We start from the raw sequence: 25,208 nt of genomic DNA on the forward strand, positions 1-25,208 counted from the left end.
TATGGAAGCTGGTGGGGTCGGGAACTGCGCGCCGGGTCTGGGGCGGTCGATCAGGTCCATCAAAGTCGCGCAGCGCTTGCCTACTTGATGCACGCCGTGAAGTGGTTGTTGCCGTTGGACATGCATTGGTAGAAGGCGCGGTCCCTGCCCGTGGCGGACTGGCAACTGCCCAGATTGGTCTCTGCCTTGGCGCGACGAAGCCTGGCGGCGTTGTTGTCGTAGTCGGCCTGGGTGATGTAGCCGGTTTTCAGGTTCTTGGCACTCACTTCCAGCGCCGTATCCGCCTGGTCCTGCGCATTCCTGACCGCACTGGCGCAGTCCAGCGGCACCTCTTTGCTGTCTTTGGTTCCCAGGGCCTTTTCCATCCCCTTGGCAAAGTCCTGCACGTCTTTGGGAACCTTTTTGGTGCCGTCGGCGTTGTACTCGGTGGCGCGCACCTTGCCGTTGTTGTCGCCGCCAAAACTGCTGTTGCTGTGCAACTTCAGTGGTTCGACGCTCTTTTCGGTGGCGGGCGGTTGCGCGCCGTAGTGGGTCTTGCCCTCGGCATCCACCCATTTGTAGACGCCCTGGGCATGGCCCGGGGAGGTGGCGAACAGCAGAGCCAGGCTCATGCCGAGAAATTGGGAATTGATTTGCAGGCGCATGGTGGGGTCAAGATAAAAAATAAAATTCACCGGGAAAAAATCGCAGCGAAGCGTGGGCGGGCTTCCATGGCGCAAGGCCTCGCCATGTTTCAGCGAGCGGGTTCAGTCGCCAGGTTTTCGAGTTTTAGCTGCAACCGATTCACACCGATCACCGCCCTCTTGGTCATGACGCTCTTGAACAAAGGCAGGAGCGTGGCTTTGAATAGCAAGTTCTCGTTGCGACTGAGCATGCGCCATGTAACGCGACAGGAATCAGCGCCCCTTGCCTGAAATAGCATTTCCATTCTGGGCATCAAAGGCGAGAACTCGCCCTCTGTAATCAACACCTTGTTGGATTGGGCCTCTTTAACGCTGATTTTGATTTTTCTCTTGCCTCTGAGAGGGAGGGTGACTGTTTCCAGATATTCCTTGCCGCGCTGGGCGTGCTCAAGCGTGTTGGCTGACTCTATGAATAAAACACCCGGAAACCACTCGGCAAAATGCTCAAGATTTGTCGCGTATTGATACGTGGCCTCGACCGATCTGGCAATGGTTACGGTCTGTTCAGTGAGTAGCTGCAATGCAATTCCAATTTTTCAAACCTATCGGGAGCCAACGCTGCTGCCCCACCCAACACAGCCGCAGAAGGAGGCATGACCGAACACCTTTGTTCGCGGGGCAAACAAAAGCCTCGAATGTTACGGGGGTACGGGGATGCAGTCTTGAATCAAAACGACATTTCCGGTGAATCCAGTGGAACTGGGTGCAACAGGAATTTCGGGCACAGATACACACCTGCGGGCGGGGTCCGGAGCGATCACCGCAGCTTCAGTGCCTGCCTCAAGCGGTAAGGCCAATAGGATTCCTGGGTTTCAATGGCGCGTTGCAGATCCGTTGGATTCAGTCCCGAGTAGCGTTTCACTTCCCGGCTCAAGTGCGCCTGGTCGGAGAACCCCATGGCAAGGGCGACATCCACCAAAGACCGGCCTCCAAACGCGTTGGAGCCGTGTCCCCGCGCCAATGTCGACTCCATGCGTACCAGCCCACGGATCGCACGCATGGGAAGTCCCAATTGCCCTTTAATGAGCCGCTCTCGCTGGCGCGTGCTTTGCCCCAGGGTTGAAGCGGAGGCACGCAGCGCCACCGCATCAACCCAGTCGTTGAACAAGGACAGGCCGTCCGGTGGCGTTGCCGCCGGCTGCGGGGAACGCACGGGCATCCAGCGAGGCGTTAAAAATGCTTCAATGATTTGAATGCGTTCCAGGTCATCACCGGCGTGCAGGACGGCAATCGCCATCTGCTGCCAGTCCTTGCCGAGCACGGTTTGTAAATTCCTGGCCTGATCCAGCAAACCGGCCACATTCAAATGTGTCAGCGCATGAAAGGCATCCGGAAAAATAGTCAGTGAAAATCCAACAGCGGGGCCGTGGTTTTTCCAGACGCTGGGTTGCGTGCGGGGGCCGCGCAAGACAACCCGCCTTGACGACGGGGGCCAGTCATCAACACCGATAGGCATCGATGACCTTCCACCGTGAATCAACCAGACAATGCTGACCAGCGGAGATACCGGCAAATGGCTGAAGCTTTGTTTGGGACTCAGTTGGGCGTCCAGAGTGTCGCGCACCACATAAGCACACACGCAATCCGCCAGCAAGGGCGAAGGCAGGAATAGCGATGTGCGCGTGCCGGGGTGTATTGCCCCGTCATCCACATCAAGATGGTTTATTGCCATGTTCTGCATTCAACAACCAGGCGATCACCGCCTACAGTCACAGTCCCCACGAAAAACGGCCGGCAACCGACTTCCCCTGAATCTGCAATATACCGGCGTCATTTCTGACGCTGAGGAAAAAATCCCCGGGAAGCTGCGAATCCCCAGGATTGGTGAATCGGAGCAGCAAGACCTTTTGCGTGGTGTCAAAGGCCTCGACCTTTAGGTGGCGCACAGGAACCTCCACGCTGCGGAAGCTCCCAGGTGTGGCAATGCTAAGGCCGGCAATGGACGGCCGGCTGTCGCCACCCACGACGATGTCCAGAAGATAGCCCTCGGCTTCGAATGAAACGGAGCTGGTAGCCAGCGCGTTGGCGCACGCGCTGATCGCTACAGCTGCTGCAATGAGGCGACGCCGCGCAAGCCCGGTCATGGCGATATCCCGTTCCTCGGCTCCTCAAGTGCCGAAGCGTCGGCATCAGGACTCATCTTGCGAAAGCACAGCCCAAGCAACAAGCCCAGCACCCCACCGACCAGGACGACAGAGCCAATCAGGGAAAATCCGTGAAGCATAGGCGTCCCTATGGTGCACAGAAAAAATGCGAGCGCCGACATTGAACTCGCCGCGGTGAAACAGATCGCAAAACGCGCCACCGGCAAGCGGTAGAAATGGGGGTAGTCACGGCCGATGAGAAGGAGGAGTTGCCAGGTGGCCACGGCCGCCAGCAAGGTCGACCCGATGGTGGCGAGCCAGACACCTCCCGCCAACGCCATCACCCACCACCAGAAGGCCAGAAAAATCGCGTTCCCAAGGCCCGAGGCCAATTGGTTTGCGCTCGGCCATCCCCAAGAGATTGCGCCGGAAGAAAATGCCTCGAGCGCCGTGAGGCAGGGCATCCACAGCAAGGGCCCGATCCCCAGAAAGCATGCCGCAACGACTTTGAGGCTGGGCGGTCTGCGCGTATGCAGGTTCTGCGATCGATGAATCATGCAGGCGATTCTAGGCGTGCAGCCTGCGAATGGCCTCCTCAGCCGCCCCTGCATTCAGTCGTTAAATTCACTCGGATGAATCGTCTCGTAGACATGGCCTTCGCAACAGAACACCACCATCCAGAGTCCAAACTGATGCGCTGGATCAGCGGGTATCAGCTGGTTGAGCGCCTTGGCGACGGATTGTTTGAGCGCCGGATCAATGCTTTGCCCGTCCGGCGACGGCGTTTCAACCGTCAGCATCACCAGGGCCTCTTTTTCATAGAGCTCAACTTGCGGGAAAGACCACCGGGCAGCCGTTGCCTCGACAAAAGCGGCGGCTACCTTTTCAGGAAGTTCCGGCTGGGAAGTAAAGGTACCCATGGGATGTGATGTGAGTCCGCAACGCGGTAAATCAGCGATGCCAGATGATGCTGCACAGCAAGGGCTCGTCAACAAGATCATGAGGAAACGGAACTTTTCACCGAAATTAGTTCCTGCTTTTTCGTTCAAAAACCGGCTTGGGCTATTGACGGATTAATCCCAAACGACCCGGGGAACTGTCGCCGGGAAGGGAGCCTGCGAGGCCGGGCAACCCGCAAACGATGAATGCTCCGGGGTTTGAGCAAGCGCCATCCGGGCCCTCCCCTATTTGGGGGATATACGGGCCAGGGCCCTGCGCCCGTGACATATTCCGCATTCCCCGTCCTGGAGTCGCCCCTCGGGAAACTACCCAGCGAAGGTGTGCAAAATGACATGGCGTGCCGGCGCCCGACCTGTCAGTATTCGGTAATCGTCAAGGAAACACATGCCCGCCGTTCTGACCACCCGCTCGCCCCTTCCCGAATCTGCCACGCTCGAGAACCTTGGGCACGCCGAAAATGCCGCGCGTGAGAACCGCTACAACAGCCTGATCGCAAAGATGGCCGCGCACCAGCAAGGCAGCGGCCCCATGCCGACGATCGCGGAATTCGAACAATGGAAAGAAGACGTCGCCTACAGCCAGGCCATGCAAAGGCTGCTGGCGGGCGCGCCACCCCTGACCCACTGAGCCTGGGGCAAACGACGGGAAGCCCCGGCAGCTCAGGCCAGACGCTGGATCAGGTCTTCCAGGGACTGGAAATCCACCGGCTTCACCAGGTGGCAGTCGAAACCGGCGCTCTGGGTCCGGTTCTTTTCTTCTTCATTGCCATAGCCGGTGACGGCCGCGATGAGCATGCCGGAGCCGTGCGGCAAGCCGCGCAAATGCCCGGCGACCTCAAACCCATTCATGCCGGGCATGCCGATGTCAACCAGGGCTGCTGACGCTTTGTAGGTTTTGGCGATCTCCAGTGCATCCGCCCCGTTGTAGGCGACCTTCGCCGAGTGTCCCAACAGCCTGAGAATCTCCGCGAGGCTGTCGGCCGCGTCGCGGTTGTCGTCTACGACCAGGAATTTTTTCACGGGCGCATCGGTCGCCGCGGCCTTGTCCACACTTTTCCCGGGGATGGAAAACCTGAACCGGCTTCCCTTGTCGGGGCCCTCGCTCTCGGCGCTGAGTACGCCGCCGTGCATTTCCACCAGGGACTTTGCCAGCGTCAAGCCTATGCCCAGGCCGCTTTCCTTGGCGGCGGACTGCATGTCGCCCTGGGAGAACAACTCAAAAATCTGCCCGATCGCGCTTTTCGTGAGGCCCAGCCCGTTGTCCGACACCTCGGTCCAGACCTGGGCGCCCTCCACCCAGCAGCGCAGCGCGATGCGCCCGCCCGCCGGGGTGTATTTGGCGGCATTGGTCAGGAGGTTCTGGATCACCTGGGTCAGCCGGATGCCGTCGGCGTCCACATAGACCTCGTCCTGTGGCAGCTCCGCGGCAAAAGTGTGGTGCCTGGCGTCCATGATCGGACGCATGGCTTCGGCCGACCGGCTCAGGACCTGGTTGTAGAGGATGGTCTCTTTCTTGAGCCGTATCTTGCCGGTGCTCAGGCGCCCGACGTCCAGCAGGTCGTCCACCAGCCGCGTCATGTGGGTCAGCTGGCGGTCTATCATCTCGCGGCTGTTCTTGACGACCGGGCTCGGCGAGGGCTCGAGCTGCAGGACGGTGACCGCGTTACGGATGGGCGCCAGCGGGTTACGCAGCTCATGCGCGAGCATGGCCAGGAACTCATTCATGCGCCGGCTGGAGCGCTCCAGCTCCTCGAGCCGCCGGCGCTCGGACATGTCGCGGGTGATCTTGGCGAAGCCGCGCAACTGCCCTTCGGCGTCCCGGATGGCGGTGATGACGACATTGGCCCAGAACCGCGAGCCGTCCTTGCGGACCCGCCAGCCCTCTTCTTCCGCCCGGCCTTTTTCAAGCGCTGCCCGCAGCTCGTTCTCGGGCATGCCGAGCGCCAGTTCCTCGGGCCGGTAAAACATGCTGAAGTGCCGGCCTATGGCCTCGGCCGCGCTGTAGCCTTTGAGTATCTGCGCACCCGTGTTCCAGCTCTGGATGATGCCCTCGGGGTCGAGCATGTAGATGGCATAGTCCTGCACGCCCTCCACCATCAGGCGCAGCCGTTCCTCGCTTTCCCGCAGGGCCTGCTCGTGCCGGCGCCTTTCGGTAAGGTCGCGGGTCACCTTGGCGAAGCCCGCATGGCTTCCGTCCGGGTCGGTCAGGGAGGTGATGACCACATTGGCCCAGAAGCGCGAGCCATCCTTGCGGACCCTCCAGCCTTCATCCTCGAAGCGCCCCTTTTGTTTGGCGAGCTTGAGTTCCTGCTGGGGCCATCCGGTGGCCCGGGCTTCGTCCGTGTAAAACAGGGAGAAATGCCGCCCCATCACTTCATCGGCGACGTAACCCTTGATGCGGGTCGCGCCGGTATTCCATGACACCACGTGGCCGCCCGGATCCAGCATGAAAATCCCGTAATCGACCACGGAATCGACCAGCAGGCGGAAGCGCTCGATGCTGACGGAATCCACGGGGAGAACGGTGGTGAGGGTCATGGCAGTCAATCTCCTGCTTTTGGCAAGGCGCGCAGGTTCACGTCATGATTAAGGCTAGCTGCGTATCAATACGGCGTCCCAGGAGACCGGCAAAAAAAAACCCGGGCGGCCCGGGCCTCAAAACTGGTAAATCCAGAGGAGTGAGTGCGGCCCCCTAGAAGGGCTCGCAGCTTCAATATAGCCAAGCCATTAGTAACATTGTGTAGGAGAACACCGCATTTGCAGCTTCCGGCAATGCAGCAACGCGGCCGGACGGCCGCGGCCGCGAGGCCTTACTGCTTTCGTCGTGTGACGAAGGCGTTGCCGGCTTGCTCAAAACCCAGCGCGGGGTAGTAAGACATGGCGTCGGGCGCCGAGAGCAGGATCAGTGACACCTGGTCTCCAATCACTGCGCGGGTGCGCCGGATGAGTTCTTTGCCGATGCCGGCGCCCTGGTATTTTTTGTCCACGGCGAGGTCTGAGAGATAGCAGCAGTAGGCATGGTCGGTCAGCGAGCGGCTCAAGCCCACCAGCTCGTTGCCCACCCATGCCGATAACAGCAAGCTGGGCGCGGAAAACATGCGGGCAATCCGCGGAAGGTCGCCGGTGGGGCGCTTGATGCCCGATTGCTCGAAGACGCGCACGACGTCTACGGGATCCAGCGGGTAGTTGTGGCGGTATTCAACGTTGATGTTTGTCATGGCGTTACGAGGGTCGAAAGGGTCTCTGGATTTAGAGGTTTTGTGTGTCCGGATAAACAGCCGGCCGGGCGGTTTCACACGCCAGGTTTCAAGTTGGATTTGACCAGTCCGAGACCTTGCCAGAACTCCTTGGGATAAACCAATTCAGGCTGGCCCACCCAACCCCGGGTGACGTTCAGTTCATAGCCGGTGGCCAGCTGTTTGTACTCGACGGAATTGAGCGCGATGGCATCCCACTCGCCCGTGAATGTGAGATCACTGAGCTTCTGCGGGTAGGCACCTGTGCGCACCTTGTGAAGCTCCACCAGGGAGATGGCGGTCTTGAAATGCTGGTCGCCGAACTTGGCGTCGGCCTCTTTCTGGAAATCGCAGCCTCCAAGAGCGAAGGACAGTATGAGAATGCCGGCAAAGTGTTGAAGCTTCATAGGGAGGTGGCCTGAGGTTGTCGTTCAGCTGGACAAAACGGAATCGGATCCGCAAACGATTCTAGGTGGGCGGCGCGCCCGCCGGCCGGCCGGATTCCGGCGGTCTCAGGCCACGACCACATCGCCCCATGCCAGCCCGATATACAGCCCGCCCCAGAGAAAAAACATGCCAATGGCAAACAGCACAAGGACCGCGGTGAACCGGTCGACAGCGGTCATCTCGATCCAGCAGCCATCTGTCAGCAGTTCCAGGAACATGTCGATCCAACGCACGGGTTGCGTCCGGATTTCCGGCTCGTGCCTGGAAACCAGGACCTTCCAGGCCCCCACCAGAAACAGGCCGCCGATAAAGCAGCAGAGGACGGCGAAGGCATCAATCATGAATGCAGGAGATGCGTGTTGCGCGTGAAGTGTTCAGGCCTCGGCAATCACCGCGATGGACACTTTGAGGCCGGGCACCCGAACCGGCAGCTTCGCGCCCTGCCGCGCGGGCGGGTTCACCGGAAACCATTTAAGCCACTCTTCATTCATGCCGGCGAAGTCGGCTTCTTCCAGGATGATGACGGTGGCGCTCACAACCTTGTCGAGGGAAGAGCCCGCGGCCTTGAGGATGGCGGACACGTTGTGCAGGCATTGCCGGGTCTGCTCCTGGATGGTCTCGCCCGCAATCTTCCCGGTGGCGGGATCGTGCGGCCCCGTGCCTGAGACGAACACAAGGCCTGCGGCCCGCACCGCCTGGCTGTAAGTCGGTGGCGGGCTTGGAGCGTCGAAGGTTCGAATGATGTCTCTTGCCATGAATGTCACCTGTATTGCCGGGTACTTGAGATAACAGCGAAAGCAGCTATGGAAGGGTAAATGGTTTACCCATCGTAGAGGTGTCAAACAGTCTGAATTTGACCTTCTCCACATCGAATTCCCCAAACTCCTTCCTGACGTCGGACAGATATTTTTCAAAATCGGATTTGTCGCTTGGATAGTAGCGCCAAGGCATGGGATCCTGTTCGCAATCCAGGAAAAAATGACCGATATAAACGATCTCGCCCGGCCCGACGGTAAAGAACCCCGCCTTTGACTTCCCGTCCTTGAGCAGATCATTCCGGCTTGCGGTGAGGTACCCGACATTCGATACCGACCGGGCAGCTTTCACACTGAATCCACTCATCAGGTATTCACCCGGCTCGACGATAAAGGCATGGTTGATGAACCTGGGCGAGGCGGGAAGAATCGATGTGTCCTCCAGCAGCAGGTCGGGCTGTGCATCATTCCCATTCTTCGGACGATCCGATTTGTCAAAAGCAAGGCTGCGCAGTTGCGCGTTTTCGAACTTTCCACATCTCCATTTACGCCCCCAATTTGTGGAAACCAGTACCACCCCTTTGGTGCTTGAGCCCTCGGTATAAGCCGACTTGGTGAAAGGCGCCGCAGCTTGCTGCGCGCTCGCCATCGGCCCCAAGAGGCAGATGCTGCCCGCAACCATCAAGCGGGCGATGAGTTTCACAGTGTCACGTTTCATCTATCTTCCCTTTACAGCCCCGAGCGCTAGCTTTGATCCGGATGGCTTGACCCGCGCGACTTTTCCTTGTCTATGGCGGCACTGACTATTTTCAGCAACGGCATGACAACCCAGACTCCGGCGAAGAATGAATACAGGGACCACACCACGAAGAGCGCGCTTCCCCGGGCATGCGGCCCTCCATAGGTGATGACGGCCAGGCCGAGCAGTATCCAGCCGACGAATGCAATGATGAGGCGCTTTGTGGTGTTCATTAACGTTGACGTATCGACGGATTACCAGCGGCCATGCGAGCTATCTCTGGCGACTACCTGCTCAGGAACTTTGCGGCCAACTTGGGAAACATGGCGGGAAGCTCCGATTCCTCCCATTGTTTGCCGACCGTCACCGCCGTCTCGACCTTGAAGTCGCGCTCCAGTTCCCCACCGCCCTTGCGGGCAAAGACTTTGGACGCGGCATAACCGAAGGACTCAAGTTCGAAGTACTCCCGAACCGGAAAAGACACGAGCGAAGCCGGGTCGGCAAGCGCCTTGTCGTAAGTATCCCGGCCTTCGGAGATGAGCCAGTCACGAAAGTACTTGAACCCGTCATCGGAACAGCCGCCGTTCATGAGATAGGCCGCACCCCATAGATCCCAGCGGTCGGCCTTGATCAACAGAGACTCATAGGTGCGCTGGAAAGCACCCAGCGCCGCAAGATCGAGAGAGCCCAACTGCGCCTCCAGCGCCTTGGGCCTTGCATCGACGCTCTCACCGGCTGCCGCTTTCGCCGCGCCAATGATTTTCCAGAATATTTGTTCGTCCATGAGGGTCCTGGTGAATCCAGGAGCGGGCGCGCATAAAAATGCCAGCGCCACAGCTCCGGAAATAAGTTTGAGATATGCACGACGGGTATTCATGACATGACGCCTGGGCTGCTTTGTGTTCAATCATCCCGGCATTGCCATGCCATTAATCGTACGTCGACAAATCATTGGCAATCCGTGGTGGCTTGAGGCTCGGCCGCGCATACCGGACGCGGCAGGAGCAGGAAGCTGCCGGCGAGCAACGCCGCCCCCACCACGGCCCTCAGCGGCCACGACAATTTCCGAAAAGCATAGCCAAGCGCCGCCAGCATTGCCAAAGCGACCAGGCCGAAAACAACACTGATCGCGCGATCCTCAACAAAACGACCACAAAGAACCACCGCATAAAAAGCCGCAAGCAAGGACACGGCCAATGCTGCTGCACCAGCAAGTGTTGCGGTAGCGACTTTACCGGCGAACAAGAGATATTGAGGCGCTGGCAAGGACTTCATTGGCACCCCGCCTTCATCTGCCGCAACCAGGCCCCAGGCGCCAGACCCACACTGCCCTTGAAGCGCCGGCTGAAATGGCTCTGGTCGGCGAAGCCGCAGGCGGCTGCGACCTCGGCCAGGCCCTGCCCGGCCAGCATGGCGGACTGGGCGCGTTCCAGGCGCACCGCGTTGAGGTAGATGTGGGGCGGCACGCCGAATTGCCGGGCGAAGGCGCGGGTCAGGTGCACGCGCGAGAGGCCGGCCTCGCGGGCCAGGGCATCCACGGTGATGTCCTGGCCGTAATGACTACGCAAATAGTCGCGGATGCGGGCCATGCGGGTGGCGCCGGCCGCCTGGGTGTCATTGCCCGCGCTGCGCCGTTCACCGTAGCGCTGCAGCAGCCGCACCAGCACATCACGCGTGAGCTCCTCGGCGCGCAGCGATTCCTGGGCCTGCCCGGCCGCGCCTATGGCCAGTGCCAACGCGCGCCCCATGGCTGCGTCGCGCACCACCGGCTGGCGGAAGTAGGCGGCCATGTCGACGCCAGCCTCCTTGTCGCGGCATTCGTCGACCACCTGCGGCGCCACGTACAGCATGCTGTAGCCAAAACCCTCCTGTGTGCCGCGCTGGCCGTCGTGCGGCTCGTCGGGGTTGAAGAGGATGACGTCGCCGCGCAGGCTGGCGTGCAGCGTGCCGCCGCAATGAAAGGTCTGCACCCCGGAGGCGGTGACGCCTATGGAATAGGTTTCATGGCTGTGGCGTTCAAAGCTGTGCTCGGTGAAGTGGGCCTTCATCTGCGTCACGCCGGCCAGGGCGCCTGGGCGAAAGTTTGCCCAGTCTTTGGGGGTGGTTTCCTGGGCATGGTGCATGAAACAATCGTACAAGACGCGGCGGGCACGGACAAGCAGACTCTCCTCTTTCATACACGCAAGAGGAGTTTTCATGAAAACAGACGCCATAGACCTGCAGGCCAAGCTCGCGAGCTTTGAAGGCCACTGGCAGCCGCGCACCGTGAGCGAGTTCAACGGCCACGACGTGATGGTGGTCAAGGTGCAAGGTGAGTACAGCTGGCATTCGCACCCCGACAGCGACGACTTCTTCCTGGTGCTCAAGGGCGAGCTGCACATCGATATCGAGGGCCGGCCCACCGTGATGCTCAAGCCCGGCCAGCTCCATGTGGTGCCGCGCGGCGTGCGGCACCGGCCGCGCGCGGTTCAGGAAGCGCACTTGCTGCTGATAGAGCCGACCGGCGCGCCCAACAGCGGTGATGCGGCGACGGCGGCGCCGCGGCGGGTGATCTGAGGCAGGCAGCCCAAACCTGGCGGAGAGGCAGGGGAAATCCAATTACTTGACTTTGTCAATTAATTGCTTGACGATAGCCGCATGGCCTCGTCAAACTCCCCGACCCTCCCCACTCCCTTCATTCCGGCGCCTTCCGCGCCAGCCGCCAGCACCGCCCACATCAAGGCGATCCGCAGTTTCAACCGCTTCTACACCCAGCGCATCGGCGTGCTGGACCCTTACCTGGGCAGCGAGTTCTCGCTGACGGAGGTGAGGGTGCTCTACGAACTTGCCCACCGCGACCAGCCGACGGCCACCGAGCTGGGGCGCGACCTGTCGCTGGACGCCGGCTACCTGAGCCGCATCCTGCGGCGCTTTGAAGGCAAGGGCTGGCTGGCGCGCGTGCCTTCGCCGGCCGACGCGCGGCAGAGCCTGCTCAAGCTGACGGAGGCCGGGCACGCGGCGTTCGCACCGCTGCAGCAGCAGTCGCGCGATGAAGCGACCGCCCTGCTGGCGGCGCTGCCGCCGGAAGACCAGCACAAGGTGGTGGGCGCGATGACCACGGTGCAGCGCCTGCTGGCCGGGCCCAACGAGGCAGCGGCGACGCGCACCGTCGTCCTGCGCGACCCGCAGCCGGGCGACATGGGCTGGGTGGTGCAGCAGCACGGTGAAATCTATGCGCGCGAATACGGCTGGAACAGCGAGTTCGAGGCGCTGGTGGCCGACATCGCGGGCAAGTACCTCAAGCACCACCGGCCCGACTGCGAGAAATGCTGGATCGCCGAACTCGACGGCGAGCGCGTGGGTGCCGTGTTCGTGGTGCGCAAGTCGGCCACGGTGGCGCAGCTGCGCATGCTGATCCTCACGCCTGGGGCGCGCGGACTGGGCCTCGGCGGGCGCCTGTCGGACGAATGCATCGCGTTCGCGCGCGCCAAGGGCTACAAAAAAATGGTGCTCTGGACCAACAGCTGCCTGACGGCGGCGCGCGCGATTTATGCCAGGCGCGGCTTTGAACTGGTCAAGAGCGAGCCGTATCAGGGTTTTGGTCATGAATTGGTTGGCGAAACCTGGGCGCTAAAGCTTTAGGTGTATAGGGCCGAAAGTTTCTAAGGCTTTGCGCGTTGGCCCTCGTGAATAAAGAAGAGCGGGCTATTGTTTTAATAGCGGATGAAGCGCCTCGGCTTCTCGCGGGCCGGCCGGGGCATGCGGCACGCGCGGCGATAATGGGCGTATGAGCCCCCTGCCCGCGGAAGAGCGCCCGCAACCCAAATCCCTCACCGATCTTTTTGTTTCATTCACCCTGCTGGCCCTGCAGGGCTTCGGCGGCGTCCTCGCCGTCGTGCAGCGTGAGCTGGTCGAGAAAAAACGCTGGATGACGCGTGAGGAGTTCATCGAAGACTGGGCGGTGGCGCAAATCATGCCGGGCCCCAATGTGGTGAACCTTTCCTTGATGGTGGGCGGGCGCTACTTCGGCCTCAAGGGCGCGATGGCGGCGCTGGCCGGCATGTTGACGCTGCCGCTGGTGCTGGTGCTGCTGCTGGCGGTGCTGTATGCCCAGTTCGCCGGGCACCCCGGTGTCGCGGGCGCCCTGCGCGGCATGGCGGCGGTGGCGGCAGGGCTGATCGGAGCGACCGGCCTCAAGCTTTTCGGCGCGCTCAAAAAGAACGTGCTGGGCCTGCGGTTGTGCGCGGGCCTGGGCCTGCTGTGCTTTGTGTCCATCGCGCTGCTGCGCATCCCGCTGGCTTACGTGCTGCTGAGCCTGGGCTTCACGGCCTGCGTGCTGGCCTACCGCGGGCTCAAACCATGAACGAACAACTGCCAACGCTGCACCTGGTCTTCGGCGCGCGCGAATGGTTCGACCTGTTCCTGCACTACCTCTCGCTGTCGCTGCTGTCGGTTGGCGGGGCCATCAGCACCGCGCCCGACATGCACCGTTTCCTGGTCGACAAGCAGCACTGGCTGACCGACGCGCAGTTCAACGCCTCCATCGCCATCGCGCAGTCGGCGCCGGGGCCTAACGTGCTGTTCATCGCATTGATGGGCTGGAACGTAGGCCTGAACGCCGGCGGCATGCTGACCGGTCTGCTGGGCGTGTTCCTGTCACTGCTGGGCATTTTGATCCCGAGCACCACGCTGACCTATACGGCGGCGCAATGGGGCCACCGCAACCGCGAACTGCGGGCGGTGCGCGCTTTCAAGCAGGGCATGGCCCCCATCGTGGTGGCCTTGCTGATCGCCACCAGCTGGATCCTGGCCGCCGCCAACGGCAGCTCGCTGAAGGACTGGCCGGTATGGCTGCTGACCGCGGCCTCGGCCGTCATCGTCTGGCGCACCCGCATCCATTTGCTGTGGCTGCTGGGCGCGGGCGCGCTGCTGGGCTGGTACGGGCTGGTCTGAGCCGCTGCCGGAAAGCTACTGTGGCTTGCCGCGCCGGTGAAAGTACACCATGCGTGCGGCCTGCCGCATGGGTTCGGTGTCCAGGGCCATGTTGAAGATCCAGTCGGCCTGGAAATGATCGAACAGCCAGCGCAGCGTGCGCTTGGCGCGAAATTTCGGGTAACTCCGCACCAGTCCGTGCATCGGATCAGCCGGGTCGCCGCCGTCGACCGCCCCGCTTTGCAAGAACGCCGCCACGGCGCCGCCCACCGCATCGCCATGCTCCAGCGCCGTATGGATGCCGCCGGCCGTCACGGGCGAGACCATGCCGGCGGCGTCGCCGACCAGCATGACGCGTGCATCGGATACGCGCTTGAGCACCCCGCCGCAGGGAATCATGCCGGCGCGCGTCGCCAGGGGCGCGGCGTCGCCAACATCGACGTGCGGCGCGATCTTGGCCGTGAAAGAGGCCATCCAGGCCTGCTTGGGCGGCACGCCCGAAGGCAACATCCGCCGGGCCAGTCCGATCTGCTGAATGCCGACGCCGGCAACAGCCCAGCCGATATAGCCGGGCGCGAGCTTGCGGTCTATGAAGCAGTGCAGCAGGTTGGCGTCCAGCCTGGCCTGGCCGTATTCATGCTCGATGCCGAACAGGAACTGGGTATTGAGCGACAGGCCTAAAGCCTTGGCGACGCGTGAATGCGGGCCGTCGGCGCCGACCAGGTAGCCGGCCTGCAGCACGACCGGCTCCTGCGAGGCGACCGACTTGACCGACACGGCCCAGCCGCCGCCGCTGTCCCGCGCGGCCTGCTCAAACAGCGTGCCCACCAGCAGCGTGACGCCGTCGGCCTGGACCGAGGCGCACATCCAGTCCAGCAATGCCGGCGTGTCGGTCGCCCAGAAGTAATAACCTGGCGCATGCAGGTCCACGTGGCGCAGGTTGGGTGAATACAGCCGCACGCCGTCCACCTGCCGCACCAGCGCCGCGGGCACCTGCTGCAGCCAGGGGATGGTGTCTATGGCGTCCTTGACGATGATGCCGGTGGTGTGCAGCTTGTCCCCCGAGGAGGACTTCTTTTCTACGACGGCGACCCGCAGGCCCGCGCGGGCCGCGGCGCGCGCGCAGGCCAGCCCGGCAAAACTGGCGCCTATGACGACCAGGTCAAAACGTTGCGGCGTCATGCGCCGCGTTGGCGCAAGGCTTCGTAGAGGCAGACGCCGCTGGCGACGGACACGTTGAGGCTTTCCACCGCGCCACGCATGGGAATGCTGACGAGTTCGTCGCAGGTCTTGCGCGTGAGCTGGCGCATGCCCTCGCCTTCGGCGCCCAGCACCAGGGCGACCGGGCCTTTCAAGTCCACGTCGTAAATGGTTTTTTCAGCGTCGTCGCTGGTGCCTATGCACCAGATGTTGCGTTCTTTGAGCTCACCCAGGGTGCGGGCCAGATTGGTGACCATGAAATAAGGCATGGTTTCGGCGGCGCCGCTGGCAACCTTGGCAACGGTGGCGTTGATGCCGGCCGCGTGGTCCTTGGGGGCAATCACCGCATGGGCGCCGGCGCCATCGGCCACGCGCAGGCAGGCGCCCAGGTTGTGCGGGTCGGTCACGCCGTCCAGCACCAGCAGCAGCGGCTGGGCCGTGCCGGCTTCTTCGAGCTGCTCGAGCAACTCGTCAAGCGACTTGACCTGGGCCAGTGCATCGACCCGGGCCACCACGCCCTGGTGGCCGTGGCTGCCGCACATCTTGGCCAGGCGCAGGCCGTCGGATTCGATCAGCCGTATGCCGGCCTCGCGGGCCCGGTCGGTGAACTGGCGCATACGCGCGTCGCGGCGCGAGACGTCGAAAAACACCTCCAGGACGGACTTGGGAGTGGTTTTGATGCGGACGCCGACGGCATGGAAGCCAAAAAGGACTTTGGGGGTGGATGACATGCGGGGATTATCACTGCCAGGAGTCTGGGCGGCCCGGACTCTTCACCCCTCATTGGCCACTCATTGGCCACTCATTGGCATTACTACCGGTGCGCCAGGACCGACCGGCGGTCACAATGCGTGCTGGGTAAGACTAAAATAGTAACAATTTGTTGGCCGGCGCAGGCTGACGATGCTTCGCGACAAAAACATACACAAGTGGGGTCGTTATGGGATTGAGGCTTAAATTTAACCTGGTGTTGATCGTGGTGTTCCTGGCCGGCTTCGGCGCCGCCGGGTTCATGTCGCGCCAGCTGCTGCAGGAAAACGCCCGCGAGGAAGTCCTGCGCAATGCGCGGCTCATGATGGACACCGCCCTCTCGGTGCGCGCCTACACGGTGGAGCAGATCAAGCCGCACCTGGACAAGCAGCTCGAAGAGGTCTTCCTGCCCCAGACCGTGCCGGCCTATGCGGCCACCGAAACCCTGGGCCACATCCAGAAGAAGTACCGCGACTACGGCTACAAGGAAGCTACGCTGAACCCGACCAACCCGCGCGACCGCGCCACCGACTGGGAAGCCGACATCGTCCAGCAGTTCCGCCAGAATTCCGATTCGAAAGAACTCATTTCGGAGCGCGCGGCGGCCACGGGGCGACTGCTCTACATCGCCAAGCCGATCCAGATCACCAACGCGGCCTGCCTGCAGTGCCACAGCGTGCCGGCCGCCGCACCGGCCAGCATGATCAAGATCTACGGCGAAGCCAACGGCTTCGGCTGGAAACACAATGAAATCATTGGCGCGCAGGTGGTGACGGTGCCCATGGAGATCCCCATCCGCAACGCCGAACGCACGTTCAAGACCTTCATGGCCTCACTGGCCGCGGTGTTCGTGGTGGTGTTCGTGGTGCTCAACCTGATGCTAAGCTGGCTCATTGTGCGGCCGATACGCCGCATGTCGCAGGCGGCCGACAAGGTCAGCACCGGCGACTTCGAGGTGCCCGAGTTTGCGGACGGCGGCAAGGACGAAGTGGCCGTGCTGGGCAACTCTTTCAACCGCATGCGCCGCAGCCTGGAAAAAGCCATGCAGATGATAGACCGCGGCGACTGAGACGCATCGAACTTCAAGCCCCCACGACGACCGCGCACGCATGACCGACCCTGAAGACAAGACCCGCACCCAGCCCGTGCGCCCCGACGACGCCGCTCCGGCTGTCGTTGGCGAAGGCGACGCTGCCGCGCTGATGCCGGGGCAGACGGTCTTTGAGTACCGCATCGACAAAATGCTGGGCGGCGGCGGCTTCGGCATCACCTACCTGGCGCAGGACATCAACCTGCAGTTGCCGGTGGCCATCAAGGAATACTTTCCGGGCGAGCTGGCCGTGCGCGCGGCCGACCTGTCGGTCAGCGTCCGGTCCAGCGAAAACAGGGCGCAGTTCAAGTGGGGCCTGGAGCGCTTCCTCGACGAGGCGCGCGCGCTGGCATCGTTTCGCCATCCCAACATCGTGCGGGTGCTGCGCTACTTCAAGGAAAACGGCACGGCCTACATCGTGATGGAGTACGAGTCGGGCGACCCGCTCAAGCGCTGGTTGGCCAAGCAACCCGCGCTGGACCAGCAAGGCCTGCTGAAGATCATCTACCCGTTGATGGACGGCCTGGAAGCCGTGCACAAGGTGAACTTCCTGCACCGCGACATCAAGCCGGACAACATCTACATCCGCGCGGACGGCACGCCGGTGCTGCTGGACTTCGGCGCGGCGCGCCGCGTCACCGGCAACCAGGACATGACCAACATCGTGAGCCCGGGCTTCGCGCCGTTCGAGCAGTACCACAGCAAAGGCCACCAAGGGCCGTGGACGGACGTCTATTCGCTGGGCGCGGTGATGTACTGGATGACGACCGGCCACAAGCCCATGGAATCGGCTTCGCGCGTGCGCGAGGACAGCATGCCCAAGGCCGCCGACACCGCCAGCGCGGTGGTCTTCGGCGCGCCGCTGCTGCGCGCCATCGACTGGGCGATGACGCCCAACGAAAACCAGCGGCCGCAGGACGTGGCTGCGCTGCGCCAGGCGTTGCTGAGTTCGGACTTCGTGAAGACGCAGACGTTGCGCGCGGCCAGCGTACTGGCGCCCCCCACACCTGCGGCCCCGCCTTCCCCACCCGCACCCGCACCCGCGCCGGCACCCGCCGAAAGCAGGACGACCACCGCCGCGCCGCCCGACAACGCCCTGCTCGCCTACGCCGCCAATACACAGTCCATCCCGCTCAACAGCGCCGAGAATCTGCGCAAGAACGTGCTGGGCACCATCATGTTCCTGGACCTGGTGTCCTACTCCACCTATTCGGTGGACCAGCAGGTGGTGGTCAAGGCGCTGTTCAACGAGCTGATCACCAAGGCCATAGGCGGTGTGAAGGAGTCGTCGCGCATCATGATAGACACCGGCGACGGCGCTGCGATCTGTTTCCTCGGGGATCCCGAGGAGGCGCTGCAGTCGGCCCTGCTGCTGCGCGACCTGCTGGCGCAAAAGTACGGCCGCAAGCTGTCCCTGCGCGTGGGCCTGCACCTGGGGCCCATCCGCATGGTGTTCGACATCAACAACCGGGTCAACGTGGTGGGCGACGGCATCAACGTGGCCCAGCGCATCATGGACTTCGCCAGGCCCAACCAGGTGGTGGTCTCGCGGGCCTATTACGACGTGATCTCGCGCATCACCGACAGCGCGGCCGGCCATTTCGACTACCTCGGCCCGCACATGGACAAGCACCTGCGCTCGCACGAGATCTACGCGGTGCTGGACCCGAATGCCGCACCCGCGGCAGCCGCGGCATCGCGCAACCTGGAGTTCGAGCACACGGCCTCGTTCGCCGCGCTGGCCTCGCTCACGCCGGAAATGGTGCACGACATCGAGGCCGAGCTGGCCAAGCTGATCGGCCCGCTGGCCCGGGTGCTGGTCAAGAAGGCGGTGCCGCGCACGGTGAGCGCCCAGGGCCTGCGCGACCTGCTGGCCGTCTCCATCCCCGACGCGACGGCGCGCGAGGCCTTTGCGCGGCCGCGCAATGCCAGCATGCCCGTGCATTCGGGGCTGCATGGGGCCTCGGGTCCGCGCACCGGCGCCACAAGCGCCATAGGTGCCACCACCGGTACGCCCAGCCGCCTGCATTCCATGCCGGTGTCCGGCCTGCGGCCCCAGGACATGAGCCGCCCGACGGGCCCGTCATCGCCGTCAGCGACGTCCACCTCCATTAACCTGCAGTATTTCAGCGCGGAACTGCAGGCCCAGCTCGAACGCATGCTGAGCCTTTACATCGGCCCGCTGGCCAAGACACTGGTGCGCAAGGAATCGGCGCGCCAGACCAGCCTGGGCGCGTTGGCAAAGGCCCTGGCGCAGCTGATCGACAAACCCGACGACAGGGCGAAGTTCCTGGCCGCGGCGCAAAAGCTGCACTCGGGGCGCTGAAGCCCCGGGCAAGTTCAGGCCGAAACGACCCGGCCCGCGTCTATGGTGATGCGCCGCTCGCAGCGCGCGGCGATGCCTTGGTCGTGGGTCACTAGCACTAGCGTGGTCCCGAGTTCACGATTGAGCTCGAACATCAGCGACATGACGGTCTCGCCGGTGGCGAAATCCAGGCTGCCGGTGGGCTCGTCGGCCAGCAGCACCGCCGGCTGCACCACGAAGGCCCGCGCCAGCGCTACGCGCTGCTGCTCGCCGCCCGACAGCACTTTGGGATAGTGGCCCAGCCGCTCCCCCAGGCCGACCCGCTTGAGCATCTCGGTGGCCTGCGAGCGGGCGTTCCGGGTGCCCGACAGCTCCAGCGGCAGCATGACGTTCTCCAGCGCGCTCAGGTTGCCCATGAGCTGGAAGCTCTGGAACACAAAACCGACCTTCTGGGCGCGCAAGGCCGCGCGGTCGTCTTCGCCCAGGGCGAACAGGTCCTGCCCGGCCAGCCTGACTGTGCCCTCGGTGGGGGTGTCCAGGCCAGCAATGATGGACAGCAAGGTGCTTTTGCCCGAACCCGAGGCGCCGACAATGGCGGCGGTTTCGCGCGCGGCGAGCGCGAAGTCAATATCGCGCAAAATGGCCAATGTGCCGGTGGAGTCGGTGACCGACTTGAAAACGTGCTCCACGGAAATAATTGAAGCTGTTGCAGGCTTTGCAGCCGCACCGGAAACGCCGGGCGCTGTGGAGGCCATGGAAGCATCATTCACGCCACTCACCGCGGGTTCAAACATGTCAGCCTTGTCAGAAAATATGAAATCCGACTTTACCAAGCTTGCCGGCCAAACGGCCAGGCGCCTGGTAAAACCTTTGGCCGCGCTGCTCGCGGCCGCCTTGCTGGGCGCAGTGCCGGCCGCCCACGCGCAGGCGCCCGCCTCCGCCGCCCAGGCCACTACCGTGCTGGTCGTCGGCGACTCCCTGAGCGCCGAATACGGCCTCAAGCGCGGCACCGGCTGGGTGCCGCTGCTGGAAAAGCAGCTGGCCGAAGAGAAAAAGAACGCCCGGGTCGTCAACGCCAGCATCAGCGGCGACACCACCTCGGGCGGCCGCTCCCGCCTGCCGGCCCTGCTGTCGCAGCACAAGCCCGCCGTGGTGGTGATAGAGCTGGGCGGCAACGACGCCCTGCGCGGCCTGCCTCTGGACATGACCGAGCAAAACCTCAGCGCGATGACGCAGGCCGCCAAAAAGGCCGGCGCGCGCGTGCTGCTGGTCGGCATGCAGGTGCCGCCCAACTACGGCAGCGCCTATGCGGCGACTTTTTCGGGGCTGTTCGCCAAGATCGCCAAGGCGGAAAAAGTCGCGCTGGTGCCCTTTTTCCTGAAAGGCATCGCGGACGCCGCCGACCCGACTGCCAGCTTCCAGGCCGACCGCATCCACCCGAACGAACAATCGCAGGCCCGCATGCTGGCCAATGTGTGGCCCGAACTCAAGAAACTGATCAAGTGACGCTTGAACGCATTTCCGCCGAAGAAGCGCTGGCCGCGCTGGGCCGCTACTCCGACATCATCGATGCCCGCAGCGAGGGGGAATACGCCGAAGACCACCTGCCCGGCGCGCTGAACTGGCCCAGCCTGCACGACGAAGAGCGAAAGATCGTCGGCACCAAATACAAGCAGATCAGCCAGTTCGAGGCCAAAAAACTGGGGGCGGCGCTGGTGGCGAAAAACATCGCCGAACACATACAGCGTGACGTGCTCGACAAACCACGTGAATGGCAGCCCCTGCTTTATTGCTGGCGCGGCGGCAAGCGCAGCGGCTCGCTGGCGCTGGTGCTGGACCAGATCGGCTTCAGGGTCACACTGGTGGACGGTGGCTATAAGGCCTTCCGGGCGGCGCTGCTGGCCGACCTGCCGCAGCTGGCCGCGCGCCTGCAGTACCGTGTCGTTTGCGGCCCCACGGGCTCAGGCAAGACGCGGTTGCTACAGGCCTTGTCAGAACAGGGCGCGCAGGTGCTGGACCTGGAAGCGCTGGCCAATCACCGCAGTTCTGTGCTGGGCGCGATTCCCGGCGTTCAGCAGCCCAGCCAGAAAGCCTTTGACAGCGGCATTTGGTCCGCCCTGCGCGGCTTCGACCCGGCCAGGCCGGTCTACGTTGAAAGCGAAAGTAAAAAGGTCGGCAACGTGGCGGTGCCCGACGGCCTGATCGCCGCCATGCGGGCCAGCCCCTGCCTGCAGATCGAGCTTGCGAATGACGAGCGCGTGGCGCTGCTGCTCGAAGACTATGCCTTCTTCGTCAAGGACATCGCGCACTTCTGCGAACGCCTCGGCGCCTTGACAGAGGCCCGCGGCAAGGCCGTGGTGCAGGACTGGCAGGCACGCGCCCAAGGCGGCGACGTGGCCTCAGTGGTCCGCGAGCTGCTCACCCTTCACTACGACCCGGGCTATGCGCGCTCCATGGAGCGCAACTTCAGCCAGTACCCGAAAGCCACTGTGCTCAGCGCGGCCGACCGATCGAGGCAGACCCTGGCGGGGCTGGCGCTATCCATTCTTGCGGGGGAGAAAACACCATGAAAAAAACCCTTGCCGCCATCGGCATCGCCCTGGCCGGGCTGGCCGCCTACCTGTGCCTGTGGCCGGTGCCCATCGCGCCGCAAAGCTGGGAAGCGCCCGCGGCACCCGGCTACACCGGCCCTTTCGCCGCCAACAACAAACTCGCCACCCTGAAAACCATCCCGCTGGGGGCCGAAGAAGGTCCCGAGCACCTGGTGGTGGCCCGGGATGGAAAACTCTACGCCACGGTGGCCAGCGGCGCCATCCTGCGGATGAATCCCGATGGCAGCGGCCAGGAGGTGGTGGCCAATACCGGCGGCCGCGTACTTGGTTTTGATTTCGATGCGGCCGGCAATCTCATTGCCGCCGATGCATTCAAAGGCTTGCTGTCGATTTCGCCGGACAGGAAGGTGACGGTGCTGGCTGACAAAGCCGGTGGCAGTCCGATTCTGTATGCCAATGCGGTGGTGGTGGCCCGCAGCGGCAAGGTGTACTTCAGCGACGCATCCACCCGCTTTGGGGCCCGGCAATGGGGCGGCACTTTCGAAGCCAGCATTCTCGACATCCTGGAGCAGTCCGCCACAGGCCGGGTCATTGAGTACGACCCGGCAACCCAAGCCACCCGCATCGTAGCCAAGGGTCTGAGCTTTGCCAACGGCGTGGCCTTGAGCCAGGACGAGCGCTCGCTGTTTGTGGCCGAAACCGGCAAATACCGCATCTGGAAACTGCCGGTGGATGCGCGGGAACAGGACATCGGCCAGCCCGGCAGCGGCCTCCGGCCGCTTTTTGACAATCTGCCGGGCTACCCCGACAACCTGATGCGCGGCCTGGACGGCAAGGTCTGGGTGGGCCTCGTCAAGCCGCGCAACCCGACGATTGACGGCCTGGCCCGCAAGCCCTTCATGCGCAAACTCATACTTCGTCTGCCGCGCGCCTTGTGGCCTATTCCCAAGGCCTATGGCCACGTGGTGGCGTTCACGGAAGAAGGAAAAGTGGTGGCCGACCTGCAGGACCCGACAGGCGCCTACCCCGAAACAACCGCCGTGACGGAGACGGCGGACAGGCTGTATGTGCAAAGCCTGCATGCCAGGGAGCTGGGCTGGTTGCCTAAATAGGCTGGCGTACCGTCCGGCCCAGTACCGGCCACCAACAAAAAACCCGGCAACACGCTGGGTGTTCCGGGTTTTCGAGGGGTATGCGCTGGTAGCCGTTTACGCTCATCCTTAACTGGAAGTTTGAAAATTCAGGGCGCCGGGTCAGCGGGTGGCACGCCAGCCGGCGCATCGCCGTCATTGGGCGGCGCATCGTTCCCATCGTCAGCTACATCATCCGGCTTGCCCTCGGCCTTGCGCTTGAGCTTTTCTTCTTTTTTGCGTTTTTTCGCAAGCTCTTTCTGGCGCTTTTCGTAGGAATAGTTGGGAGTTGCCACTGCGTGCTTTCATCTGAATAAGTAAGCCTTACTGTACTGCATTGCCGCCGCCGGATACCAGTCGTTTGCCCCGCTTTTGGATCAGGCTTTTTCCAGGGCCTGCGCAATGTCGGCCCGCAGGTCGGCGACGGCTTCCAGGCCTACCGAAAAGCGCACCAGGCCGCCTTTATAGGGCCAGGGCGTGGTACGCAGCGCCGGGATGTCGTACGGCGCGCACAAGCTCATGGGGCCAGCCCAGCTGTAACCTAGTTTGAAAAGTTTCAGGCTGTCACAAAAACGGTCCACCCGTGCCTGGGCGAACTCGGGTTTGAAGACGGCGCTCATGAGGCAGGCGGCACCGCTGCAGTCGCGCTTCCAGACCTCATGGCCGGGCGATCCGGGCAGGGCCGGGTGCAATACGGTGGCGATCTGGGGGCGGCCAGCCAGCCAGCCGGCCAGTTCCCGCGTGGCGGCGTCCTGGGCGGCGTAGCGCAAGGCCATGCTGTGGAGGCCTCGCAGCACCAGTTCGGCATCGTTGCCGCCTATGCCGTAACCGACACGCATGTGGCAAAAGTGGACCAGGTGGTGCAGCGCCTCGTCGCGCGTGACGACGGAGCCCATCAGCACATCGGCGCCGCCGCTGGGGTATTTGGTCAGCGCCTGGACCGAGATGTCCAGGCCGAGATCAAAAGCGTTGAAAGCCAGGCCGGCGCCCCAGGTGTTGTCGAGCGCGGTCACGATGCCCGAGGGATGCGTATTCTTGTGCGCCTTGACGGCCGCGACCAGTGCGGGCATGTCGGGGAATTCCAGCGTGATGGAGCCCGGCGCCTCTATCCACACCAGCCGGGTTTTCGGGCCCAGCTTGGCGGCCAGGTCGGCGGGGTTCATCGCGTCGTAAAAGCGATGGGTGATGCCCCAGGCGGCCAGCTCGCCCTGCGCAAAGCTCTTGTTGGGCCCGTAGGCGTTGTCGGGAATCAGCAGTTCGTCGCCGGCCTTGAGCAGCGCCATGCCGACCAGCACCACGGCCGCCAGGCCGCTGGGCACCAGCGTGCAGTACTTGCCGCCTTCCAGGGTGGCGATGCGCTCTTCCAGCGTGAAGGTGGTGGGCGTGCCGTGCAGGCCGTAGGTGTAGCCGGTCTTGTGCTTCCAGTCCCGGCGGCGCAGCGCGGCGACGGTGGGAAAGGCAATGGTGGAAGCCTTGTAGACCCCGGGCGGAATCGCGTCAAAGTCGGCGGGCGGCTTGTAGGGGTGGTGGATCAGGGTGGTGGAAATGTCGCTCATGACCGCATATTAACGGCAAGCTCAGAGGCTTGAAGAGCAGCAGAACAAAAGCCGCGTCCGCAGGGGCTTCTCGATTCAAGCAGGGGCCGCGGGACTGGCTTTGCCAGACCGCAGGCGCAGCGCCACCGAGGGGCTGGAGCCTGCGGCTCCAAAGCTGCTTGAGCAGCTTTGGACAGGCGACAAGAGGCGAAGCGTCTCGCGAGCCGCGGCCTGCAAGGCCTCGCGCATTACACGAAGTGAAAAGCGTGGGGGCTTAAATTTTCCACTTCGCCATCAGCTGCGCGGGTGACAGCGAGTCATAGCCTTCGAACGGCTGGTGAATCCAGGGATTGGTGGGCAGCAGTTCGACCGAATAGTCGGGCTGGAAGCTGGACACGCCCTTGGTCCAGATGACGGCGCTGCGCAGTTCGGTGATGGGTTTGTAGTTGTTCTTGAGCTGGTGAATCACGGCGTTGAGCGTGTGGCCGGAATCGGCCAGGTCGTCGACCAGCAGCACCTTGCCGGCGATCTCGCCCTTGGGCGTGGTGATGAAGCGGGCGATGTCGAGGTTGCCCTGCGTCATGCCGGCATCGGCGCGGTAGGAGCTGGTGGACATGATGGCCAGCGGCTTGTCAAAGATGCGCGAGAGGATGTCGCCGGGGCGCATGCCGCCGCGGGCCAGGCACAGGATGGTGTCGAACTGCCAGCCGGACTGGTGGATCTTGATGGCCAGTTTCTCAATCAGGTTGTGGTATTCGTCATAGCTCACATAGAGATGCTTGCCGTCTTCTGTCAACATGGGTGGCGCTCCTGATGTATTCGCTGCCCGCGC

32 protein-coding genes are annotated in these 25,208 nt (G+C 63.1%); 10 read left to right on the forward strand and 22 right to left on the reverse strand.

Annotated elements, in window-relative coordinates; genetic code table 11:
* Positions 1 to 80: 80 nt before the first annotated feature.
* The 6 genes from AC1D0O_RS02925 to AC1D0O_RS02950 all read right to left on the reverse strand — a co-directional run bounded on the left by AC1D0O_RS02925 (position 81) and on the right by AC1D0O_RS02950 (position 3,687).
* Entirely contained in the window at positions 81 to 644 is a 564-nt protein-coding gene (locus tag AC1D0O_RS02925; protein WP_477652049.1) for a DUF4124 domain-containing protein, read from the reverse strand.
* A gap of 89 nt (positions 645 to 733) precedes the next feature.
* Positions 734 to 1,204 (reverse strand): SRPBCC family protein, encoded by a 471-nt coding sequence (locus AC1D0O_RS02930; protein WP_477652050.1) that lies wholly within the window; start codon positions 1,202 to 1,204, stop codon positions 734 to 736.
* 236 nt (positions 1,205 to 1,440) lie between these two features.
* Positions 1,441 to 2,355, reverse strand: coding sequence for a helix-turn-helix domain-containing protein (locus AC1D0O_RS02935; protein ID WP_477652051.1), 915 nt, complete (start codon positions 2,353 to 2,355; stop codon positions 1,441 to 1,443).
* A gap of 37 nt (positions 2,356 to 2,392) precedes the next feature.
* Complete coding sequence (locus AC1D0O_RS02940; protein ID WP_477652052.1) at positions 2,393 to 2,767, reverse strand: hypothetical protein; 375 nt, start codon at positions 2,765 to 2,767, stop codon at positions 2,393 to 2,395.
* Positions 2,764 to 3,324 (reverse strand): hypothetical protein, encoded by a 561-nt coding sequence (locus AC1D0O_RS02945; protein WP_477652053.1) that lies wholly within the window; start codon positions 3,322 to 3,324, stop codon positions 2,764 to 2,766. Before AC1D0O_RS02945 ends, AC1D0O_RS02940 begins: the two co-directional genes overlap by 4 nt.
* A gap of 54 nt (positions 3,325 to 3,378) precedes the next feature.
* A complete protein-coding gene (locus AC1D0O_RS02950) occupies positions 3,379 to 3,687 on the reverse strand; it encodes a hypothetical protein (RefSeq protein WP_477652054.1) in 309 nt (102 codons plus the stop codon).
* A 424-nt stretch (positions 3,688 to 4,111) separates the two neighbouring features.
* Between AC1D0O_RS02950 and AC1D0O_RS02955 the strand changes: the two genes are divergently transcribed.
* Positions 4,112 to 4,354 carry a hypothetical protein gene (locus AC1D0O_RS02955; RefSeq protein ID WP_477652055.1) on the forward strand — a complete coding sequence of 81 codons (243 nt, stop codon included), beginning with the start codon at positions 4,112 to 4,114 and terminating at the stop codon, positions 4,352 to 4,354.
* A 32-nt stretch (positions 4,355 to 4,386) separates the two neighbouring features.
* Here AC1D0O_RS02955 and AC1D0O_RS02960 read toward each other — a convergent pair whose 3' ends face one another.
* The 10 genes from AC1D0O_RS02960 to AC1D0O_RS03005 all read right to left on the reverse strand — a co-directional run bounded on the left by AC1D0O_RS02960 (position 4,387) and on the right by AC1D0O_RS03005 (position 11,026).
* A complete protein-coding gene (locus AC1D0O_RS02960) occupies positions 4,387 to 6,264 on the reverse strand; it encodes a PAS domain-containing hybrid sensor histidine kinase/response regulator (RefSeq protein WP_477652056.1) in 1,878 nt (625 codons plus the stop codon).
* Between the two features lie 272 nt (positions 6,265 to 6,536).
* Complete coding sequence (locus tag AC1D0O_RS02965; RefSeq protein ID WP_477652057.1) at positions 6,537 to 6,944, reverse strand: GNAT family N-acetyltransferase; 408 nt, start codon at positions 6,942 to 6,944, stop codon at positions 6,537 to 6,539.
* A 74-nt stretch (positions 6,945 to 7,018) separates the two neighbouring features.
* Positions 7,019 to 7,369 carry a hypothetical protein gene (locus tag AC1D0O_RS02970; RefSeq protein WP_477652058.1) on the reverse strand — a complete coding sequence of 117 codons (351 nt, stop codon included), beginning with the start codon at positions 7,367 to 7,369 and terminating at the stop codon, positions 7,019 to 7,021.
* A gap of 105 nt (positions 7,370 to 7,474) precedes the next feature.
* Positions 7,475 to 7,750: a hypothetical protein gene (locus tag AC1D0O_RS02975; RefSeq protein ID WP_477652059.1), complete on the reverse strand. Its 276-nt coding sequence runs from the start codon at positions 7,748 to 7,750 to the stop codon at positions 7,475 to 7,477.
* Positions 7,751 to 7,783: 33 nt separating this feature from the next.
* A complete protein-coding gene (locus AC1D0O_RS02980) occupies positions 7,784 to 8,164 on the reverse strand; it encodes a RidA family protein (protein ID WP_477652060.1) in 381 nt (126 codons plus the stop codon).
* A 46-nt stretch (positions 8,165 to 8,210) separates the two neighbouring features.
* Positions 8,211 to 8,882, reverse strand: a complete 672-nt coding sequence (locus AC1D0O_RS02985) for a hypothetical protein (RefSeq protein ID WP_477652061.1) — start codon at positions 8,880 to 8,882, stop codon at positions 8,211 to 8,213.
* 26 nt (positions 8,883 to 8,908) lie between these two features.
* Positions 8,909 to 9,136 carry a hypothetical protein gene (locus AC1D0O_RS02990; protein ID WP_477652062.1) on the reverse strand — a complete coding sequence of 76 codons (228 nt, stop codon included), beginning with the start codon at positions 9,134 to 9,136 and terminating at the stop codon, positions 8,909 to 8,911.
* 53 nt (positions 9,137 to 9,189) lie between these two features.
* Complete coding sequence (locus AC1D0O_RS02995) at positions 9,190 to 9,780, reverse strand: DUF4240 domain-containing protein (protein WP_477652063.1); 591 nt, start codon at positions 9,778 to 9,780, stop codon at positions 9,190 to 9,192.
* 71 nt (positions 9,781 to 9,851) lie between these two features.
* Complete coding sequence (locus tag AC1D0O_RS03000; RefSeq protein WP_477652064.1) at positions 9,852 to 10,178, reverse strand: hypothetical protein; 327 nt, start codon at positions 10,176 to 10,178, stop codon at positions 9,852 to 9,854.
* Positions 10,175 to 11,026: a helix-turn-helix domain-containing protein gene (locus tag AC1D0O_RS03005; RefSeq protein ID WP_477652065.1), complete on the reverse strand. Its 852-nt coding sequence runs from the start codon at positions 11,024 to 11,026 to the stop codon at positions 10,175 to 10,177. The genes AC1D0O_RS03000 and AC1D0O_RS03005 overlap by 4 nt, the downstream gene beginning before the upstream one ends.
* A gap of 73 nt (positions 11,027 to 11,099) precedes the next feature.
* Between AC1D0O_RS03005 and AC1D0O_RS03010 the strand changes: the two genes are divergently transcribed.
* The 4 genes from AC1D0O_RS03010 to AC1D0O_RS03025 all read left to right on the forward strand — a co-directional run bounded on the left by AC1D0O_RS03010 (position 11,100) and on the right by AC1D0O_RS03025 (position 13,835).
* On the forward strand, positions 11,100 to 11,459 hold the full coding sequence (locus AC1D0O_RS03010; protein WP_477652066.1) for a cupin domain-containing protein: 360 nt from the start codon (positions 11,100 to 11,102) through the stop codon (positions 11,457 to 11,459).
* An 81-nt stretch (positions 11,460 to 11,540) separates the two neighbouring features.
* Positions 11,541 to 12,524, forward strand: coding sequence for a bifunctional helix-turn-helix transcriptional regulator/GNAT family N-acetyltransferase (locus tag AC1D0O_RS03015; protein WP_477652067.1), 984 nt, complete (start codon positions 11,541 to 11,543; stop codon positions 12,522 to 12,524).
* A 145-nt stretch (positions 12,525 to 12,669) separates the two neighbouring features.
* Entirely contained in the window at positions 12,670 to 13,245 is a 576-nt protein-coding gene (locus tag AC1D0O_RS03020; protein WP_477652068.1) for a chromate transporter, read from the forward strand.
* The gene (locus AC1D0O_RS03025) at positions 13,242 to 13,835 is read left to right on the forward strand and encodes a chromate transporter (protein ID WP_477652069.1); all 594 of its coding nucleotides are present in this window, start codon (positions 13,242 to 13,244) and stop codon (positions 13,833 to 13,835) included. The genes AC1D0O_RS03020 and AC1D0O_RS03025 overlap by 4 nt, the downstream gene beginning before the upstream one ends.
* A gap of 15 nt (positions 13,836 to 13,850) precedes the next feature.
* On the opposite strand, the gene AC1D0O_RS03030 is transcribed toward AC1D0O_RS03025, so the two are convergent.
* Together AC1D0O_RS03030 and rlmB are read right to left on the reverse strand one after the other, a co-directional pair.
* Positions 13,851 to 14,996: an NAD(P)/FAD-dependent oxidoreductase gene (locus AC1D0O_RS03030; protein WP_477652070.1), complete on the reverse strand. Its 1,146-nt coding sequence runs from the start codon at positions 14,994 to 14,996 to the stop codon at positions 13,851 to 13,853.
* Positions 14,993 to 15,745, reverse strand: a complete 753-nt coding sequence (rlmB, locus tag AC1D0O_RS03035; RefSeq protein ID WP_477652071.1) for a 23S rRNA (guanosine(2251)-2'-O)-methyltransferase RlmB — start codon at positions 15,743 to 15,745, stop codon at positions 14,993 to 14,995. Before rlmB ends, AC1D0O_RS03030 begins: the two co-directional genes overlap by 4 nt.
* Positions 15,746 to 15,954: 209 nt before the next feature.
* On the opposite strand from rlmB, the gene AC1D0O_RS03040 reads away from it, so the two are divergent.
* Positions 15,955 to 16,833, forward strand: coding sequence for a c-type heme family protein (locus AC1D0O_RS03040; RefSeq protein WP_477652072.1), 879 nt, complete (start codon positions 15,955 to 15,957; stop codon positions 16,831 to 16,833).
* 40 nt (positions 16,834 to 16,873) lie between these two features.
* Positions 16,874 to 19,180: a protein kinase domain-containing protein gene (locus AC1D0O_RS03045; protein WP_477652073.1), complete on the forward strand. Its 2,307-nt coding sequence runs from the start codon at positions 16,874 to 16,876 to the stop codon at positions 19,178 to 19,180.
* 14 nt (positions 19,181 to 19,194) lie between these two features.
* On the opposite strand, the gene AC1D0O_RS03050 is transcribed toward AC1D0O_RS03045, so the two are convergent.
* On the reverse strand, positions 19,195 to 19,914 hold the full coding sequence (locus tag AC1D0O_RS03050; RefSeq protein ID WP_477652243.1) for an ABC transporter ATP-binding protein: 720 nt from the start codon (positions 19,912 to 19,914) through the stop codon (positions 19,195 to 19,197).
* Between the two features lie 58 nt (positions 19,915 to 19,972).
* On the opposite strand from AC1D0O_RS03050, the gene AC1D0O_RS03055 reads away from it, so the two are divergent.
* The 3 genes from AC1D0O_RS03055 to AC1D0O_RS03065 are packed head-to-tail and all read left to right on the forward strand — an operon-like array spanning position 19,973 to position 22,823.
* A complete protein-coding gene (locus tag AC1D0O_RS03055; protein ID WP_477652074.1) occupies positions 19,973 to 20,665 on the forward strand; it encodes an arylesterase in 693 nt (230 codons plus the stop codon).
* A complete protein-coding gene (gene mnmH, locus AC1D0O_RS03060) occupies positions 20,662 to 21,729 on the forward strand; it encodes a tRNA 2-selenouridine(34) synthase MnmH (RefSeq protein WP_477652075.1) in 1,068 nt (355 codons plus the stop codon). The genes AC1D0O_RS03055 and mnmH overlap by 4 nt, the downstream gene beginning before the upstream one ends.
* Positions 21,726 to 22,823: an SMP-30/gluconolactonase/LRE family protein gene (locus AC1D0O_RS03065; protein ID WP_477652076.1), complete on the forward strand. Its 1,098-nt coding sequence runs from the start codon at positions 21,726 to 21,728 to the stop codon at positions 22,821 to 22,823. Before mnmH ends, AC1D0O_RS03065 begins: the two co-directional genes overlap by 4 nt.
* 128 nt (positions 22,824 to 22,951) lie before the next feature.
* Here the strand turns inward: AC1D0O_RS03065 and AC1D0O_RS03070 are convergent, their stop codons facing one another.
* The 3 genes from AC1D0O_RS03070 to AC1D0O_RS03080 all read right to left on the reverse strand — a co-directional run bounded on the left by AC1D0O_RS03070 (position 22,952) and on the right by AC1D0O_RS03080 (position 25,175).
* A complete protein-coding gene (locus AC1D0O_RS03070; RefSeq protein WP_477652077.1) occupies positions 22,952 to 23,137 on the reverse strand; it encodes a hypothetical protein in 186 nt (61 codons plus the stop codon).
* Positions 23,138 to 23,218: 81 nt separating this feature from the next.
* Positions 23,219 to 24,397 (reverse strand): PLP-dependent transferase, encoded by a 1,179-nt coding sequence (locus AC1D0O_RS03075; protein WP_477652078.1) that lies wholly within the window; start codon positions 24,395 to 24,397, stop codon positions 23,219 to 23,221.
* 253 nt (positions 24,398 to 24,650) lie between these two features.
* Positions 24,651 to 25,175 carry a phosphoribosyltransferase gene (locus tag AC1D0O_RS03080; protein ID WP_436154379.1) on the reverse strand — a complete coding sequence of 175 codons (525 nt, stop codon included), beginning with the start codon at positions 25,173 to 25,175 and terminating at the stop codon, positions 24,651 to 24,653.
* Positions 25,176 to 25,208 lie beyond the last annotated feature (33 nt).

The organism is Polaromonas sp. P1_F2, assembly GCF_056405735.1.

What these genes read in the sequence shown, in the direction of transcription:
- AC1D0O_RS02925 (WP_477652049.1), bottom strand. Translation starts at nt 644, where the DNA reads ATGCGCCTGCAAATCAATTCCCAATTTCTCGGCATGAGCCTGGCTCTG.
- AC1D0O_RS02935 (WP_477652051.1), bottom strand. Translation starts at nt 2,355, where the DNA reads ATGGCAATAAACCATCTTGATGTGGATGACGGGGCAATACACCCCGGC.
- AC1D0O_RS02940 (WP_477652052.1), bottom strand. Translation starts at nt 2,767, where the DNA reads ATGACCGGGCTTGCGCGGCGTCGCCTCATTGCAGCAGCTGTAGCGATC.
- AC1D0O_RS02945 (WP_477652053.1), bottom strand. Translation starts at nt 3,324, where the DNA reads ATGATTCATCGATCGCAGAACCTGCATACGCGCAGACCGCCCAGCCTC.
- AC1D0O_RS02950 (WP_477652054.1), bottom strand. Translation starts at nt 3,687, where the DNA reads ATGGGTACCTTTACTTCCCAGCCGGAACTTCCTGAAAAGGTAGCCGCC.
- AC1D0O_RS02955 (WP_477652055.1), top strand. Translation starts at nt 4,112, where the DNA reads ATGCCCGCCGTTCTGACCACCCGCTCGCCCCTTCCCGAATCTGCCACG.
- AC1D0O_RS02960 (WP_477652056.1), bottom strand. Translation starts at nt 6,264, where the DNA reads ATGACCCTCACCACCGTTCTCCCCGTGGATTCCGTCAGCATCGAGCGC.
- AC1D0O_RS02965 (WP_477652057.1), bottom strand. Translation starts at nt 6,944, where the DNA reads ATGACAAACATCAACGTTGAATACCGCCACAACTACCCGCTGGATCCC.
- AC1D0O_RS02970 (WP_477652058.1), bottom strand. Translation starts at nt 7,369, where the DNA reads ATGAAGCTTCAACACTTTGCCGGCATTCTCATACTGTCCTTCGCTCTT.
- AC1D0O_RS02975 (WP_477652059.1), bottom strand. Translation starts at nt 7,750, where the DNA reads ATGATTGATGCCTTCGCCGTCCTCTGCTGCTTTATCGGCGGCCTGTTT.
- AC1D0O_RS02980 (WP_477652060.1), bottom strand. Translation starts at nt 8,164, where the DNA reads ATGGCAAGAGACATCATTCGAACCTTCGACGCTCCAAGCCCGCCACCG.
- AC1D0O_RS02985 (WP_477652061.1), bottom strand. Translation starts at nt 8,882, where the DNA reads ATGAAACGTGACACTGTGAAACTCATCGCCCGCTTGATGGTTGCGGGC.
- AC1D0O_RS02990 (WP_477652062.1), bottom strand. Translation starts at nt 9,136, where the DNA reads ATGAACACCACAAAGCGCCTCATCATTGCATTCGTCGGCTGGATACTG.
- AC1D0O_RS02995 (WP_477652063.1), bottom strand. Translation starts at nt 9,780, where the DNA reads ATGAATACCCGTCGTGCATATCTCAAACTTATTTCCGGAGCTGTGGCG.
- AC1D0O_RS03000 (WP_477652064.1), bottom strand. Translation starts at nt 10,178, where the DNA reads ATGAAGTCCTTGCCAGCGCCTCAATATCTCTTGTTCGCCGGTAAAGTC.
- AC1D0O_RS03005 (WP_477652065.1), bottom strand. Translation starts at nt 11,026, where the DNA reads ATGCACCATGCCCAGGAAACCACCCCCAAAGACTGGGCAAACTTTCGC.
- AC1D0O_RS03010 (WP_477652066.1), top strand. Translation starts at nt 11,100, where the DNA reads ATGAAAACAGACGCCATAGACCTGCAGGCCAAGCTCGCGAGCTTTGAA.
- AC1D0O_RS03015 (WP_477652067.1), top strand. Translation starts at nt 11,541, where the DNA reads ATGGCCTCGTCAAACTCCCCGACCCTCCCCACTCCCTTCATTCCGGCG.
- AC1D0O_RS03020 (WP_477652068.1), top strand. Translation starts at nt 12,670, where the DNA reads ATGAGCCCCCTGCCCGCGGAAGAGCGCCCGCAACCCAAATCCCTCACC.
- AC1D0O_RS03025 (WP_477652069.1), top strand. Translation starts at nt 13,242, where the DNA reads ATGAACGAACAACTGCCAACGCTGCACCTGGTCTTCGGCGCGCGCGAA.
- AC1D0O_RS03030 (WP_477652070.1), bottom strand. Translation starts at nt 14,996, where the DNA reads ATGACGCCGCAACGTTTTGACCTGGTCGTCATAGGCGCCAGTTTTGCC.
- rlmB (WP_477652071.1), bottom strand. Translation starts at nt 15,745, where the DNA reads ATGTCATCCACCCCCAAAGTCCTTTTTGGCTTCCATGCCGTCGGCGTC.
- AC1D0O_RS03040 (WP_477652072.1), top strand. Translation starts at nt 15,955, where the DNA reads ATGGGATTGAGGCTTAAATTTAACCTGGTGTTGATCGTGGTGTTCCTG.
- AC1D0O_RS03045 (WP_477652073.1), top strand. Translation starts at nt 16,874, where the DNA reads ATGACCGACCCTGAAGACAAGACCCGCACCCAGCCCGTGCGCCCCGAC.
- AC1D0O_RS03050 (WP_477652243.1), bottom strand. Translation starts at nt 19,914, where the DNA reads ATGGCCTCCACAGCGCCCGGCGTTTCCGGTGCGGCTGCAAAGCCTGCA.
- AC1D0O_RS03055 (WP_477652074.1), top strand. Translation starts at nt 19,973, where the DNA reads ATGAAATCCGACTTTACCAAGCTTGCCGGCCAAACGGCCAGGCGCCTG.
- AC1D0O_RS03065 (WP_477652076.1), top strand. Translation starts at nt 21,726, where the DNA reads ATGAAAAAAACCCTTGCCGCCATCGGCATCGCCCTGGCCGGGCTGGCC.
- AC1D0O_RS03075 (WP_477652078.1), bottom strand. Translation starts at nt 24,397, where the DNA reads ATGAGCGACATTTCCACCACCCTGATCCACCACCCCTACAAGCCGCCC.
- AC1D0O_RS03080 (WP_436154379.1), bottom strand. Translation starts at nt 25,175, where the DNA reads ATGTTGACAGAAGACGGCAAGCATCTCTATGTGAGCTATGACGAATAC.